At 69.0% G+C, this 14,600-nt stretch carries 15 protein-coding genes; 7 read left to right on the top strand and 8 right to left on the bottom strand.

Annotation, left to right across the window (positions count from 1 at the left end):
* Positions 1 to 529 precede the first annotated feature (529 nt).
* Positions 530 to 1,579 carry an alpha/beta hydrolase family protein gene (locus MKK55_RS09270; RefSeq protein WP_409566038.1) on the bottom strand — a complete coding sequence of 350 codons (1,050 nt, stop codon included), beginning with the start codon at positions 1,577 to 1,579 and terminating at the stop codon, positions 530 to 532.
* Between the two features lie 174 nt (positions 1,580 to 1,753).
* On the opposite strand from MKK55_RS09270, the gene MKK55_RS09265 reads away from it, so the two are divergent.
* The 5 genes from MKK55_RS09265 to MKK55_RS09245 are packed head-to-tail and all read left to right on the top strand — an operon-like array spanning position 1,754 to position 6,393.
* On the top strand, positions 1,754 to 2,236 hold the full coding sequence (locus MKK55_RS09265) for a MarR family winged helix-turn-helix transcriptional regulator (protein WP_243934366.1): 483 nt from the start codon (positions 1,754 to 1,756) through the stop codon (positions 2,234 to 2,236).
* An 11-nt stretch (positions 2,237 to 2,247) separates the two neighbouring features.
* Positions 2,248 to 3,912 (top strand): FAD-dependent monooxygenase, encoded by a 1,665-nt coding sequence (locus MKK55_RS09260; protein WP_243934365.1) that lies wholly within the window; start codon positions 2,248 to 2,250, stop codon positions 3,910 to 3,912.
* Entirely contained in the window at positions 3,905 to 4,639 is a 735-nt protein-coding gene (locus tag MKK55_RS09255; RefSeq protein ID WP_243934364.1) for an MBL fold metallo-hydrolase, read from the top strand. The genes MKK55_RS09260 and MKK55_RS09255 overlap by 8 nt, the downstream gene beginning before the upstream one ends.
* Positions 4,636 to 5,391, top strand: a complete 756-nt coding sequence (locus MKK55_RS09250; RefSeq protein WP_243934362.1) for an SDR family oxidoreductase — start codon at positions 4,636 to 4,638, stop codon at positions 5,389 to 5,391. The genes MKK55_RS09255 and MKK55_RS09250 overlap by 4 nt, the downstream gene beginning before the upstream one ends.
* Before the next feature lie 60 nt (positions 5,392 to 5,451).
* Entirely contained in the window at positions 5,452 to 6,393 is a 942-nt protein-coding gene (locus MKK55_RS09245) for an FAD-dependent monooxygenase (protein WP_243934360.1), read from the top strand.
* A 355-nt stretch (positions 6,394 to 6,748) separates the two neighbouring features.
* Here the strand turns inward: MKK55_RS09245 and MKK55_RS09240 are convergent, their stop codons facing one another.
* Genes MKK55_RS09240 through MKK55_RS09230 form a run of 3 tightly spaced genes read right to left on the bottom strand, consistent with a single transcriptional unit; the run spans position 6,749 to position 8,461 of the window.
* A complete protein-coding gene (locus MKK55_RS09240; RefSeq protein WP_243934358.1) occupies positions 6,749 to 7,336 on the bottom strand; it encodes a YdeI/OmpD-associated family protein in 588 nt (195 codons plus the stop codon).
* Positions 7,337 to 7,355: 19 nt separating this feature from the next.
* A complete protein-coding gene (locus MKK55_RS09235) occupies positions 7,356 to 7,769 on the bottom strand; it encodes a DUF1761 domain-containing protein (RefSeq protein ID WP_243931958.1) in 414 nt (137 codons plus the stop codon).
* Positions 7,766 to 8,461, bottom strand: coding sequence for a TetR/AcrR family transcriptional regulator (locus tag MKK55_RS09230; protein WP_243934357.1), 696 nt, complete (start codon positions 8,459 to 8,461; stop codon positions 7,766 to 7,768). Before MKK55_RS09230 ends, MKK55_RS09235 begins: the two co-directional genes overlap by 4 nt.
* Positions 8,462 to 8,545: 84 nt before the next feature.
* Here MKK55_RS09230 and MKK55_RS09225 point away from each other — a divergent pair, with 84 nt between their 5' ends.
* Positions 8,546 to 9,589: an aldo/keto reductase gene (locus MKK55_RS09225; protein ID WP_243934356.1), complete on the top strand. Its 1,044-nt coding sequence runs from the start codon at positions 8,546 to 8,548 to the stop codon at positions 9,587 to 9,589.
* 33 nt (positions 9,590 to 9,622) lie between these two features.
* Here the strand turns inward: MKK55_RS09225 and MKK55_RS09220 are convergent, their stop codons facing one another.
* The 4 genes from MKK55_RS09220 to MKK55_RS09205 form a co-directional block, all read right to left on the bottom strand.
* Positions 9,623 to 10,291, bottom strand: coding sequence for a thioredoxin domain-containing protein (locus tag MKK55_RS09220; RefSeq protein WP_243934355.1), 669 nt, complete (start codon positions 10,289 to 10,291; stop codon positions 9,623 to 9,625).
* Positions 10,292 to 10,399: 108 nt separating this feature from the next.
* Complete coding sequence (locus MKK55_RS09215; RefSeq protein WP_243931991.1) at positions 10,400 to 10,663, bottom strand: GCG_CRPN prefix-to-repeats domain-containing protein; 264 nt, start codon at positions 10,661 to 10,663, stop codon at positions 10,400 to 10,402.
* A 150-nt stretch (positions 10,664 to 10,813) separates the two neighbouring features.
* Positions 10,814 to 12,190 carry an ATP-binding protein gene (locus MKK55_RS09210; protein ID WP_243934354.1) on the bottom strand — a complete coding sequence of 459 codons (1,377 nt, stop codon included), beginning with the start codon at positions 12,188 to 12,190 and terminating at the stop codon, positions 10,814 to 10,816.
* The gene (locus MKK55_RS09205; protein ID WP_243934353.1) at positions 12,187 to 12,918 is read right to left on the bottom strand and encodes a response regulator; all 732 of its coding nucleotides are present in this window, start codon (positions 12,916 to 12,918) and stop codon (positions 12,187 to 12,189) included. Before MKK55_RS09205 ends, MKK55_RS09210 begins: the two co-directional genes overlap by 4 nt.
* A 295-nt stretch (positions 12,919 to 13,213) precedes the next feature.
* On the opposite strand from MKK55_RS09205, the gene MKK55_RS09200 reads away from it, so the two are divergent.
* Positions 13,214 to 14,485, top strand: coding sequence for a hydantoinase/carbamoylase family amidase (locus tag MKK55_RS09200; RefSeq protein ID WP_243934352.1), 1,272 nt, complete (start codon positions 13,214 to 13,216; stop codon positions 14,483 to 14,485).
* Positions 14,486 to 14,600 lie beyond the last annotated feature (115 nt).

The raw sequence follows: 14,600 nt of genomic DNA, 5'->3' as shown, positions 1-14,600 counted from the left end.
AGCAGGAAGGGGAGCACTTTTCCGAGTTGCGAGGACGATGAGAGTTGATGGCGAACCGGTCAGACCGGGAGCCGGGACACCCCGCTGAATGTCCAGAGCATCATAGCCCGCAAAGCAGAGTGGGACCCAGCTCGCGGATACTATCAGGGCCAGCAGTCACATGAACGACTGCATCAACAGGCCGGACACAAGACTGCACCCGACCAACGCGTCAGAAGCTCAATTCGCCGCTTGCAATGCGGGAGCCATCCACACAGGACACCCACGGCTCGGGAGACCGGGCGCAGTTAGATCAGCGCGTATCTCCACCAGGACGCTTGATCTGGCTATGAGCGGCGAGATGCATCCCCGTCAGGCCTAAACCCGCCGCCGCCGCAAGCATGAGAGGCACCGAGACATAAGCGAACGTGGCGGTGAATGCGGGATGGCGCCCGTCCGGAACTTGCCGGCCCTCGTCCACCGTAGCGGGTGACGAAGGCCCCTTACCTCAGAAACCCTGACAGGCGCCGGCCTCTCTTTCTCGGCCGTATCAGATAACCCGTCTTGCGGGTTGCCGATGCAGCGCAGGCGGTATGGCGAATGGCGACGGGGCGACGGCGAGGATCGACCGCCAGCTCTCGCTCCAGGCCACCAGAGATGCCTCTTCGCCGCCGAGTGCCAAGTCGAGGAAGGCCAGGGTACCTTCCGCGGTCGCCTGTTTCACCTGCGGGTTGAGCGTGGCACCGCCGGTCAGGGGACGGTCGGTGAAGATGCTGTGCGACCCGCCCCGGAAGACGGCCAGTGCCTTCCTCGGCGACTCTACCGCCTCGAACACGTCGAGGCGGTCCTGCACGGGCGAGTACCGCCCGGGAAGCTGGATCTCGTCCTCGGTCGCCGTCACGTGGAAGGTCGGGATGGTGACGGAGGCGAGAACGGACCGAAGGTCGCGTTCTCCGTAGAAGGGCGGCGCCGAGATCACGATCCCGGCCTTGAACCGGGCGTCCCGGCGGTCGAGGGGCCGACCATCGCGGACGACGCGCGCGCCTGCGATCAGCAGGGTGGTGTTCGCCCCGTAGGAATGCCCGGCGGCGGCGATGCGTCCACGGTCGATGGAGCCAGCGAAAGCGCTCTGGCCGGTATCCAGGATGCGGTCGAGCGCGAAGCTCAAGTCCGCAGCCCGCGCGATGGCCTCCCGTTCGTTCGCCGCATCGTTCAGCCGGTCGAGGATTTCGAACGGGTTTCCCGTCCAGACGGTGCGGTCGCTTCCAACGTGCTGCACGTGAAGGCTCGCATAGCCATTGGCGGCCCAGTGCCGCCCAAGATACCTGTATCCCGTGCGTGACTGGCCGAGACCGTGCGAGAACACGATCAGGGGCACCGGACGCGCCGGCAATCCCGACGCCGGCCAGTACAGGCGTGCTGGTACGGACCGGTCCCGGACCACATCGACCCAGTCGAAATCGGCGTTGCGGACGTCCTCCGCCTTCGCCCGCGCCGGGGCGACGGCGCCCGGGACGGCGCTCGCCGCGAGGGTGCCGGCAAGCAGGGCGCCGAACCGCCGACGGTCGAGGCTGGGCTTGGTCATTCTTTCATCGCTCAAGACGGCTCGACCCTTTGATGGTTGTCATTGCGCTGCGGTCCGTCCGGTCCCGGCAGCGCGGAAGGTGTCGCACCACGGTGTCTGGATCAGGACGCCGGTCGACCGATAAGCGCCCGCCGCACCGCCTCGTCGAACATGTTTGACAGCTTTCTGTCAACTTGTTAGATAACTACCATGATTGGTCTCCAGCCCCTGCCCGACGACCCGTTCCAAAGGCTCGTCATCAGCATCTTCCGCTTGAACGGCGCGCTCATCGCCAAGGGTGACCGTCTCGTGTCTGACCTCGGGCTGACGAGCGCCCGCTGGCAGGTTCTGGGCGCGGCCGCCGCCGCGCCGGTGCCCCTCACGGTCGCCTCCATCGCGCGCAACATGGGCCTGACCCGGCAGACCGTGCGCACAACGGTCAGGGAGTTGGAGGCTGCGGGCTTCGTGCGGCTTGCCCCCAACCCGCACCATCAACGGGCCCACCTTGTCGTGCCCACAGCCGCGGGAGAGCACGCCTTCGGCGCGGCGATGGAGCGTCAGGTGGCCTGGGGCGAGGGCTTGGTGCGCGACCACGATGCCGAACGCATCACCGCCGCGGCGGATCTGCTGCAGGCGCTCCTCGCGCAAATCCACGACGCGCGGATCGACGACGAAACGGCGGAGGAAGCATGATGGCCGGGGCGATGTCGCAATCCCGATACGATACCGACGTCGCCATCGCCGGGGCTGGTCCCGTCGGTCTGACGCTGGCCTGCGCCCTGGCGCACCACGGTGTCCGCTTCCGCATCTTCGAGCGCAAGCCGGGTCCGTCACAGGACTCGAAAGGCCACGACATCGTCGCGCGCGTTCAGGAGCTGCTTCAGTCGATAGGCGTCCTCGACGTCATCGCGGCGAAGTCCTACCCGTCGCTCGACCACCAGATCCTGCTCGACGGCAAGCCCTTGGCGCGCGTCGACCTCCGGGGTTCGGGCAGCCCGTTCGAGGCGTGCCTGTTCAACAGCCAGGGCGTGATCGAGGAAGAGCTCACGGCGGTGCTCGACGCCCGCGGCATCCCGGTCGAGCGCGGGTGTGAGATCCGGGACATCGCCGCCGATGACGACGGCGTCTCGGTCACGGTCGAACGGACGGGCGACGACCGTCGCTCCGAGCGCCTTCGCTGCCGCTACTTCGTCGGGGCCGACGGCGTGAAGGGAACGGTGCGCAAGGCGGTCGGACTCGACTTCGAGACCGAGCCGATGCCGGACCGGGCGACGCGGCAGGTCGATGCGCGCCTCAGTTGGCAGCGCTCCACGACCTTCGATCAAGCCTGGTTCTTCCTCTACCCCGGCGGCCTGGCCGGCGTGATGCCGGTCTGGGAAGGCGTCCACCGGCTGTTCTTCATCGAGGATGAGAAGCTGGTTCCCGACCGCGACCCGACGCTGGACGAGATGGTCGCCCGCGCCCGCGAGGTCCTGGGCGACCCGACCTTCGAGATGTCCGGCATGGTCTGGGCCAGCCACGGCAAGTTCGAGCACGGCGTCGCCCCCGGCTACGGGGTCGGACGGGTCTATCTCGCCGGCGATGCCGGCCACACCACGCTGCCCATCGGCGGGCAAGGCATGAACGCGGGCATGGTCGACGCCGTCGGCCTCGGCTGGCGGCTGGCGATGACGCTCGCCGGCGCGGCTGGGCCCGCGGTCCTCGACAGCTACGGACCGGAACGTCAGGGCGCGCATGCGGAACTCGGCGACGAGCAGGTGCGTGGCTTCAAGCAGCTGATGTATCGGAGCCATCTTGCGGACGTGGCGGTCGGGGCGGTCGCCAGCCTGATGCCGAACTTGGCCGAGCGGGTGTTCGGAGGAATGGACCTGACGCAGCTCAGCGTCGCCTACCCTGACAGTCCCCTGAGCGAGGACCACGGCCCGGGCACGCTGCCGCTGGTCGGCAAGGCCGTCCCGGCCGGCGCGCGGGCGCCCGACGCCCGCCTCGTGTCCTCGGACGGAGCCGACACCCAACTCTTCGATTGGATCTACAACCCGGACGGGATGAGCTGGGGCTGGCGGCTGCTGATGTTCGACGGGCGCGAGACGGAGGCGCACCCCGGTCTCGCACGGGCCGCCGCGCTGGCGTCGCCCTGGCCATGGGTCAGGCCGCTGCGGGTGCTCGCGGAACCCGGCCACGACGCGGGTGGGATCGACGGGGAGCCTTTCCTGCGCGACCTCGACGGTGTCGCCCACCGCGCCTACGGGCTGGATGGCAAGCCGACGCTGGTCCTGGTTCGTCCGGACGGGCACATCGCCTTCCGGTGCGACGCGACCCGTCCCGAGCGTCTCGCCGCCTATTGCAGGACGGTCGGTGGCGATGCGTAGGCAAGCCAAGGTCTCCAAGGTCACGGCCGGCCTGCACCGGCTCGACCTTGGAGGGGTCAACGCCTACCTGATCGAGGACGGACGCGAGCTCGCCCTGATCGACACCGGCTTCCCCGGTCAAACCGGGGCCATCCTGTCAGCCGTCGAGGGCCTCGGACGCCGTCCGACCGACCTCAGGCACATCGTTCTCACCCACGCCCATCCCGACCATGTCGGCTCGGCCGCCGCCCTGGTGACGGCCACGGGTGCGCGGACATACATGCACCGCCTCGACGTGCCGATCGCCGAGGGACGTATCGAGAACCGCCCCCTGGAGCAGGCCCCCGACCCGCTGATGCGGGTCCTCTTCGTGCTTCTGTCGCTGTCGAAGCCCGACGTCGATCCGGTGCGGATCGACGTTCCCGTCGGGGACGGGGATGTCCTGCCCATCGCCGGGGGCCTGAGCGTCGTCCATGCCCCCGGCCATTGCGCCGGCCAGGTCGCACTTCACTGGCGTTCCCGCGGCGTGCTGTTCGTCGCGGACGCCTGCGCCAACCTTCTCGGCCTGCGCCACCCCCTCGGCTACGAGGACCGCACCCAGGGCCTCGCAAGCCTGCGTCGGCTCGCCGAACTCGACTTCGCGACGGCCTGCTTCGGACACGGCCGGCCCCTCCTGGCGAACGCGGACGAACGGTTCCGCCATCGGTGGCGGAACGGCATTCCAACTTCGACAAAGGTGACATCATGAAGATAGATGGCAAGTACGCGCTCGTGACCGGCGGGGCCGTCGGCATCGGGCTGGAGATAACCCGCGCGTTGAGCGCGGCGGGGGCGAGCGTCCTCGTCGTCGGCCGGGACCGGGCGAAACTGGAATCCGTCGGGAGGCTCACGCCCCGGGTGACGACCTTCGTGGCGGACCTCACGGTCGCGGACGATCGCGAGCGGCTGATCGAGCATGTCTCAACCGGTGCGACGCCGCTCGACATCCTCGTCAACAACGCCGGGACGATGCAGTATTTCGCGCTCACCACCCCGGACGCACAGGTCCGGATCGACCGTGAGCTCGCCCTCGACCTGCAGGCTCCCATCCACCTTGCCACTGCGTTGCTGCCGCGGTTGCTGGAGCGTCCCGAGGCCGCCATCGTCAACGTGACGACGGGGCTCGTCTACGCACCGTTCGGGAACACGCCTGCCTACAGCACGGCCAAGGCCGGGCTGCACGCGTTCACGCGTTCGTTGCGCTGGCAGACGCGCCTGAGCCGCTTGAAGGTCATCGACCTGTTGCCGCCGGCGGTCGCAACCGAGCTGACCGCACGCTACGACGGTCCGAAGATCGGTCCAGATAAGGTCGCCGCCGATCTCTTGGAGGGCCTTCGCACCGGACGGGACGAGATTCGGCCCGGGCAGACCAAGGCCCTCTACGCCCTGTCGCGCATCGCACCCGGTTTCATCTTCCGCGCCCTCAACAAGCAGGCGGACAAGGTCCCTTTTGACCCATGAGCAACAGGCATTGAGGAAGCTCCGTTCGCCGGACACGGGGAACCAGAGGGGGAATGCACCATGGCCCGTCGCATCCTGATCACCGGCGCCAGCATCGCCGGGAATGCCGCCGCGTGGTGGCTGGGCCGTCACGGCTTCGACGTCACGGTAGTCGAGCGGGCTCCCGCGTTCCGCAAGGGCGGGCAGAACGTCGACGTGCGCGGTGTCGGTCGCGAGGTGCTGCGTCGGATGGGGTTGGAGCGGGCCGCGCTGGATCAGGGCACCGGCGAAGAGGGAACGGCCCGGATCGACGGTCGCGGCCGGGTCGCGGCAATGTCCAGGGTTTCGAAGGACGACCGCGAGGGATCGACCGCGGAGATGGAGATCCTGCGCGGAGACCTCGCATGCCTGCTACACGGGCCCGCTCAGGAACACGCGACGTTCCGCCTCGGCGACGCCGTTGAGCGCGTGGAGCAGGACGTAAATGCCGTGACCGTCGTTTTCGCAAGCGGCCGTACGGAGCGTTACGATGCAATTGTCGTCGCCGAGGGGGCGGAATCATCGACTCGCGAGCGCGTCTTTCCTGGAGAGGATGCGCCTCGTTGGATGGACCTGACCATCGCTTACCTGACGATCCCCAGGACGGCGTCCGACGACCGGATGTGGCGCTGGTACAATGCGCCTGGTGGGCGCGGCGTGTCCCTGCGCCCGGACCGATACGGCACCACCCGGGCGATGCTGATGCTTCAGAAGCCTCCGGGCGGGGAACAGGACTGGAACGTCGACCGACAGAAGGCGTGGCTCCACGCCCGGTTCGCGGATGCTGGTTGGGAGGCACCCCGCGTGCTGGCCGCGATGGACGGCAGCGCCGACTTCCACCTCGACACACTCCGCCAGGTGCGGATGAGGCGTTGGTCGAACGGTCGGGTCGTCCTGCTCGGCGGATGCGGCGTGGTGCGCGACGCCGCTCGCGGGCATCGGCACGACCCTGGCCGTGACGGGGGCCTACATCCTGGCCGGTGAGATGTCCCGCAGTGACGACGTCGGTAGGGCTTTTGCCGCCTACGAGGGGGCGATGCGCCCGATGGTCGAGCGGACGCATCGGATCCCGAAGGTCTTTTCGCGGGTGATGAACCCGCATAGCAGGGCCGGCATCCGCCTCCTCCATGCCGTCCTCCACCTGGCCAGCCGACCCGCAGTTCGCGCCTTGACGAGGAAGCGTTTCGCTGGTCCCCGTGCCGAGCCCGAGCTGCCGCGATACGACTCGGCGTGACGGCCCGCAGCCGGGGTCGCTCAGTGAGGGGCGACCACCGCCGGCGGATGAATACGAGCAGGAAGCCGGTTCAGGGCAGGCTGAGGACGGGATGGAACATCCGGTCTATGCCTGCGCCGCGGCGAGGAAGGACGCGATCCTCCGCCGGCGGGTCTCGGGCCTCCGAGCGGTCGCGAGGGCGAGGAGCAGGGCGTACCGCTCCGCCCGCTGCAGGCCGTCGAACCGTGCTGCGGCGGCAGGGCACCCTTCGAGCGCGCCTCGGAGGTCGTCCGGGACGGTCGCGTTGCGGGAGGAGGGGTAGGCGCGGTCCCAACGGCCATCGGCCCGGGCGGCATCCACCTCCATGAGGCCGCGCGGCCGGATCCGCCCGTCGGCGATCAGATCGAGCACCCTGGCCCGGTTGACCTCGGACCAGTTGCTGCGGGGGCGGCGGGGCGTGAAGCGCACCAGGAAGAATCGCTCGTCCCAGGGCGCCGCCTGCCCGTCGATCCAGCCCTCGCAGAGGGCGCAGTCGATGGCCTCCCGTTGCGAGAGGGTCGTGGCGCCGGATCCCTTCTTCGCGAACCTCAACCAGGCGCCCGTCGCGGTTTCGTCCTGCCCCATGAGCCAAGCGGCGAACGACGGGGCATCGGTGAACGCCACGATGGGCAGGCCGGCCTTCGTTTCCCTGGCCACGAGGTCGTCCGCGTCCATCCCGTCGACCACGGCCTGGTCAACCCACGAGGAACAGGATGACGCAGATCAGGATGCTCGATGCGAGAAAGTAGCTTGCGCTCAGGAAACCGTAGGGTAGCGGACGCGGGATGTTTGGATTGATCCCCATGTTCACGGCCGTCGACCCGAGCAGCCCGATGCCGACCAGGGCACCCAGGCCTGCCGCCTGCGGAAGGGTCGGCACGGCGAGCCACCGCATCAGGACGGCGAGCGACACCGTGGTGACGAGCATGCAGATCGACGGGCCGACGAAGTACAGCGGGGCGGGCTTCGCGGGCGGGAGATGGTCCCGTCCCAGGACGACCGCGTAGGTCCGCCCGAAGATGAGGTCGAACCAGAGCCAGCCCAGCATCATCACGGACAGGCCGGCCGCGAGGATGCCGAGCAGGTTCATCGGGGTCAGGGACGTCACGTCGGAGCTCCGGTGGTGGGGGTTGGATCGGGCGACTTGCGGGGAAGTCCGAGGGCGGGCAGCACCAGCCCGTCGATCATCGTGACCAGGAAGGCCCGGTCGAACGGCCGACGCCGGACCAGCGCCCGGTAGGCGCCCATGGACGGCATGACCTGCGCGACCATCTCGACGTCCGCGTCCCGCGGGATCTCGCCGCGGTCCAGGGCCCGCCGCATCAAGGCGCGGTTCGCCTCCACCCAGGGGGCGACGAGGGCGTCGTGCGCCGTGTCGGCCAGGGCGGGATGCTGCGTGAGCAGGGCGGCCATGCCGGCCATCGCCCGCAGCTTGCGCTCCGTCTCCTCCATCGGCTGCGGGCGGAAGAGGGCGAGCAGGTCGTCGCGCAGGTTGCCAGTGTCGGGCAGGTTGTCGAGGTCGACCTGCTCGCGCTTCATGCGGGCGACCGCCTCCAGCACCATGTCCGCCTTCGTCGCCCAGCGGCGGTAGACGGTAGCCTTCCCCGCCTTCGCCCGGACTGCCACCATGTCCATGGTCATCCCGTCATAGCCCACCTCCGCGAGGATCGAGATCGCCGCGTCGAGGATGGCGGCGTCCCGTGAGGCGTCGCGTTTCCGGCCGACCGTGATGCTGGCTCGTGCGGCGGCGTCGGTGCCCGCTTCAGCATCGATGGGATCCTGGGGGACTTCGCTCGTCATAACATTTCGATACTATCTGGTTTCGGAACTTGCAAGTCTCGATATCGGCTTGTAGGTGGGGGGCAACGGAAGAAGGAGCTCCCCATGCGCTACAACCCCCTCGGCCGCACAGGCCTGTTCGTCTCGGAGCTATGCCTGGGCACGATGACCTTCGGCCAGGCCGGCGGCCGCTACGCGGCCGCCAGTGGTGTCGGCCAGGAGACCGTTGACGCCATCCTTCGTCGTGCGGTCGATGCGGGCATCAACTTCGTCGACACCGCCAACGTGTATGCCGACGGGCAGGCGGAGGAGATCGTGGGCCGGTCGCTGAAGTCGCTCGGCATCGCCCGCAAGGACGTCGTGATCGCGACCAAGTTCGAGCACGCCGCGGGGACCGGTCCCAACGACGGCGGGGGTTCCCGGGCCCACATCATGGAGGCGGTGCACGCCAGCCTGAGGCGGCTCGGCGTCGACCACATCGACCTCTACCAGATGCACGGCTGGGACCCCGCGACGCCGGTCGAGGAGACCCTGCGCGCCCTGGACGATCTCGTTCGGCAGGGATTGGTGCGGTATCTCGGCGTCTCGAACTGGGCGGCCTGGCAGGTTGCAATGGCGCTCGGCATATCAGACCGCATCGGAACCAGCCGCTTCCAGTCCTACCAGGGCTACCATTCGCTCGTCGGGCGCGACATCGAGCGCGAGGTGGTGCCGATGCTGGAGGCGCACGGGCTCGGCCTCGTCGCGTTCAGCCCGCTCGCGGGCGGATACTTGACCGGCAAGTACCGAAACGGAGCGAACGCCGGACGTCGCGCGACCGTACCGTTTCCGCCGGTCGACGACGCGTGCGGAACCGCGGTGCTCGCGGCGCTGGACGGGATCGCGGAGGCGCACGGCACGACGCACGAGGCCATCGCGCTCGCCTGGCTCAGGCAGCAGCCGGGCGTCGCCAGCATCATCGTCGGCGTCAAGGGCGTGGATCAGCTGAACGCCAACCTCGCCAACCTCGACGTCACACTCAGCCCGTCGGAGTTGGCCATCCTGGGCGAGGCGGGGTCCCTGGCACCGGAATACCCCGGCTGGATGCTGGCGCAGTCCAGTGCAGCACGGGCGGGACTGCTGCGCACCGGCAAGGTGCCGGTGGCCTAACCGGACAGTCGGGCTCCTCTTCGGCGGTACGGATCAGCGTCCCGTGCGGCCTTCCAGGGCGCGGGCTATGACCTCGCCGAGGGCGTCGGCGGTCAGCGTCCCTTCCTGGCGTTCCTCGCCGACGTACACCGTCGGCGTGCTTCGGACTCCGAGGGCCGAGGTCGCACGCTCGTGAACGATCCTGACGCCATCGTACAAGCCCTGGTCGCTCAGCGTGGAATCGAAACGCTCGGCGCTGAACCCGGCCTGCCGCATGAGGTCCCGCATGGCATCGAGCGGCTTCGGCACGAAGGCCCATGCCGGCTGGCGTTCGAACAGCAGGTCCGTGACCGCATAGTAGTTCCGGCCGTCATCGGCCCGGGCCAGCATGAAGCCGGCGGTGTCGAGGGGGTTCAAGGGATAGCCACGCAGGGTGAAGCGTACCTGCCCGGCGTCGATCCAGCGCGCCTTGAGGGCGGGCCATGTCTCCGCGTGGAACCTCGCGCAGTGCGGGCAGGTCACGGCAGCGTACTCCACCAAGGTCACCTTCGCCTGGGGCGAACCGACCCAGACGTCGCCGAGCGGACCGGCCAGGGAGGCGTCCGCGACGGAGGCGGCCGACGCGGTGCGGGGGGATGCCGAAGAGGCCAGGCCGACGGCGAACCTTGCGAGGGCCCCACGTCGCGTGAGCCGGACCGGCGCGGTCTGTGCGACGGATGTCATGGAAAGCCTCCTCGGTGCGCTGCGACGGCGCCCGCCGGTTCGCCGGCGTCACCATCATGCAGGCATCCGGCCTGGGGCCGGACGCCCGCCCGGACATGAATGGAATTCTCAGTTCGGCCAGCAGCGGCGGCCATAGGGTCCGATGTGGAAACCCGCCGGGCAGGAGCGGCCGCGGACGTAGCCGCCCCATTGCCCACCGGTGCGGCAGCCCCCGTAGGGACCGCGATGGCCGTAGGGGCCGCAACCGCCGTAGACCTGGATGATCCGCGCGCCGTCCGATCCGGTCGAGACGGCGTCCTGAACCAGCGGCAGCGCGGTGGCCGGGACCGAGAGGATGGCCAGGATGGCGGCGGGGGCGAAGATCTTGAGCATCATCGAATCCTTCTTGGTTCCCATGCGGGCCGCGATGCCTGAGCCGGCGGTACGACCGATGAGAGCAGGATCGGCCCGGCTTGCCTCTCGGATGTGACGAACGGATGCGTTGGCGTAACGTCTTGTAACGAGGCCCGCATGGGGCTGCCGTCAGCCGATGGCGGGCAGGGTCAGCACGAGACGGGCGCCACCGAGCGGGCTCGCGTCTGCCATCACGGTGCCGCCATGGGCCTCGGCGATCTGCTGGGCGATGGCGAGGCCGAGGCCGGTGCCGCCGGTTTCGCGGTTCCGGGACCGCTCGATCCGGTAGAACGGACTGAACACCGCTGCGCGCTCCGCCTCCGGGATACCCGGACCGTCGTCCTCGACGACGACCCGGCACAGCCCGCCGGTGCGCTGCACCGCGACGGCAACCGAGGAGTGTCTGAACTTGACGGCGTTCCCGATCAGGTTGGCGATGACCCGCCGCAGGGCGACCGCATCCCCGGCGACGACGGCATCCTGCTCGTCATCGTCCGCGATCTGGATGTCGGTATCCTGAACGGCATGTTCGGCCACCTCGACCGCAACGAGGTCGCCGAGGTCCACCGCCGTCCGGCCCACCTCCACCGCGGTGCCCCGGGCGAAGCCGAGGGACGTGTCGATCAGCGCGGTCATGGCGTCGAGATCTTCGACCAGCCGGTCCCGGCGCTCCGGATCCGCCACCCCCTCGGCCCGCAACCGAAGTCGGGTCAGGTAGGTCTTGAGGTCGTGCGAGATCGCGCCGATCAGCAGCGAGCGTTCGCCCAGAAGGCCGACGATGCGGTCCTGCATGTCCCGGATCGCCTGCGAAAGCCGGCGGATCTCCGGAGCGCCCTTGGGCGTCGCCACCGGCTGGTGTGCACGCCCATCGAAGCGGGTGACGGCCTCGGTGAGGCGGCGCAGCGGGGCGAGCTCGTGGCGTGTACCGACGAGGACGAGGGCGGCGACGACGGCGCCGAGGACCACCACCCACAGGCTCAGCGGCTGGCCGAGCAGCCAAGGCATGATCGAGCGGTGCTTCTCGACGGCCGAGATGACGAGGATCCGGCCATCCGGCAGCCGATAGGTCGCCGTCGCAAGCTTGCCGATGGGACCGTTCTGATTCCTGTCGTTTACGTCCCCGGGGTCGATGCCCGGATGCAGCATGGCCGTGTCGGTGTAGGCCCGCAGCGACCCTTCAGGGTCACCGGTCATCCGCCGTAGGCGTCGTTCGAGGCGCGGCTCCCTGATCAACCCAGCCTCGTCGGGAGCTGAGTCCGCAATCTCGGCTCTCAGCGCCTCGCCGCTGACGGCTTTCAGGATCGCCGGCCGCAAGACCGGTTCCGCATCCCGCAGCAGGGTCATGATGCTCGCGGCCTGATCGACGCGCGGAAAACGCGTGGCGAAACGCGGGCCTTCCTGGCGCCGCTGCCAGCCATCCAGCGCGACGGTGACGAGGACCATCAGCGAGAGCGATCCCAAGAGGAGGAGCATGATCCGCCCGAGCAGGCCGACCCGCGCCATCATGGTGCCGAACGTACCGGCGCGGCCAGGATGTAGCCTGCGTTGCGAACGGTCTTCAGCAGGGGCGCGAGGGAACTGCCGGAGGCGTCGAGCTTGTGCCGCAGCCGGCTCACCTGCACGTCGATGGTGCGGTCGAAGGCATCGGCCGTGCGGCCCCGCGTCCAGTCGAGGAGCTGGTCGCGCGATAGCACCCGCTGCGGCCTGGTGACGAAGCAGTGCAGCAAATCGTACTCCGCGCTTGTCAGCGGGATCTCGGCGGCGGCCTCGCCGACCCTGACCCGACGCGCAGCAAGGTCGACGAGGAGGTCGGCCACCGCGAGCGTCTCCGGGCCGGCGTCGGCCGGTTGGGCGGCGGTGCCCTGCGTGCGGCGTAGGACGGCGCGGATTCGGGCGAGCAGGACGCGCGGGTTGAACGGCTTCGAGACGTAGTCGTCGGCCCCCATTTCCAGGCCGAGGACCCGGTCGATGTCCTCGTCCTTGGCGGTCAGCATGACGATGGGCGGCCCGCCCGACCCCCGCAATCTCCGGCAGATGGAGAGACCGTCCTCGCCAGGGAGCATCCAGTCCAGCACGATCAGGTCCGGGGCCGGGCCGGTGGCCAAGTGCCGGTCGAGGCCCGCTCCCCCGTCGAGCCCGACCACGCGAAAGCCCTCGCCCTCTAGATATGCGACGAGCTGGATGCGGATGTCGGCGTCATCCTCAACGATGACGATGATCGGGCTGTCGCTCATGCGCCGAAGATACGGTCGCCGGCCGGCCGGGCAATGCGAAACACGCCGTTGTCACAAAACGTTACATGGGCTTCACGGGACGTCACACCGGGGAGGCGCCCGGGGTCGAAGGTCGATCGGTGCCAAGTGACGCATCGCATCGCGCAGCCCCGTTCTCGACACTCGCCTGTCCGTACCGACGGCTCGGCCCCAGGGTAGGCGTGCCCGGTGACGACCTCGCATCGTCAGGATTGAAGAGCCCAATGCTATCTCCATCGGCCGTCGCCACAGTCGGCATATCGTGGAGGGTTTCGTCGTGAGCACGGCCGAGATGGTCGTCGAGCGGATCGAACGCCTCGCCCGGATCAGCGCCTACCCATGGCATCTGACACGGCGCGTCTTCGGCCTGAGACAGGCGGAGGCCGAAGGGCTCGTCCTCGCCTGGATGGGGGAGGCTGGCTTGTCGTCCCGGCGCGATCCCGCCGGCAACCTCGTCGGCCGGATCGAGGGGCGGATCCCGGGAGGCCCGGCCATCCTGGTCGCGGGGCACGTCGACACGCGTTCGGATGCCAGCCCGTATGACGGGGCGCTCGGCGTTCTAATGGGCATCGCTGCCGTCGAGCGTCTGGTCCGACAAGGCACTTCCCTGCACCACGCAGTCGAGGTCGTGGCCTTCGTCGACGATGCTTCCTCCCGGTTCCCCGTGCCCAGGCTCGGCAGCAGGGCCGTGGTCGGCCGCATCGATCCGCACATGCTGGACTTCGATGACGACTACGGCGTCACGCTGCGCCAAGCCATGCAGGCGCACGGCCTCGACCCTGAGAGGCTCGCGGACGCGACGCGTTCCGTGGGAGATGTGCTAGCCTATGTCGAAGTCGCGGCCGAGGCCGGCCCCACGCTGGAGCAATCGGGCTCCCCGGTCGGGGTGGTTCCGGCCCTGACGGCGTCATCAGTCCTTCGGGTTACGCTGAAAGGCGCCGCTGTTCATGCGGCGACGGTCCCGATGGCGTTTCGGCACGATGCGCTCGCTGGGACGACGGAGTGCGTCCTCGAAGCCGAGCGCATCGGGTCGTCCCGGGATCGTGCCACCGTCACTGTTGGGCGCTTGGACGCTCAGCCGGTCCCGGTCTCCGTGGTGACGGGGTCCGTGACGTTCGGCGTCATCGTCCAGTCCTCCGACGATGCCGAGCGGCATGTGGTTGCCGCAGAACTCGTGGCGGCGTTCAACAGGATCGCAGGACGTCGCCGATTGGAGATCGCCGTCGAGCAAGGCATCGACCCCGATGCCACCCGGTGTGACCCAGGGCTCGTGCGCCTGTTCGAGCGCGCAGTCGAGGCGTCGGGACACTCCGTCGTGCAGCTGCCGCAGGGCATGCCGACCGACGCCTCCAACATGTCTGTGCTCGCACCGGTCGGATCTATGCTTCTGCGGTGCCGGGGTGGAGTGGGGTGGGGGCCGGCCGGCATCGTCGACCCTGCCGATGTCGCGGTCGGCCTGGACGTGCTGACCTTCGTCCTGGCCGCCCTGACCACCGGCTCGGACGCGACGCCATCAGACACCCTCGATGGCCATAGGAAATCGTCCTGACCGTCCGAGGATGAATGATGCGGGTCTTCCTCGGCTAGGACATGCCGAGGAAGCAGACGAGCCGCTACCGACCCGAGCTGGTCGTTCAGATCACAGTCAGCGCCTCCCGTAAGCA

Origin of the sequence: Methylobacterium sp. J-059 (assembly GCF_022829485.1) — a bacterium.
Taxonomy (GTDB): domain Bacteria; phylum Pseudomonadota; class Alphaproteobacteria; order Rhizobiales; family Beijerinckiaceae; genus Methylobacterium.
The sequence above is the reverse complement of the archived record's forward strand: the minus strand, read 5'-3'. Positions and strand labels throughout refer to the sequence as shown.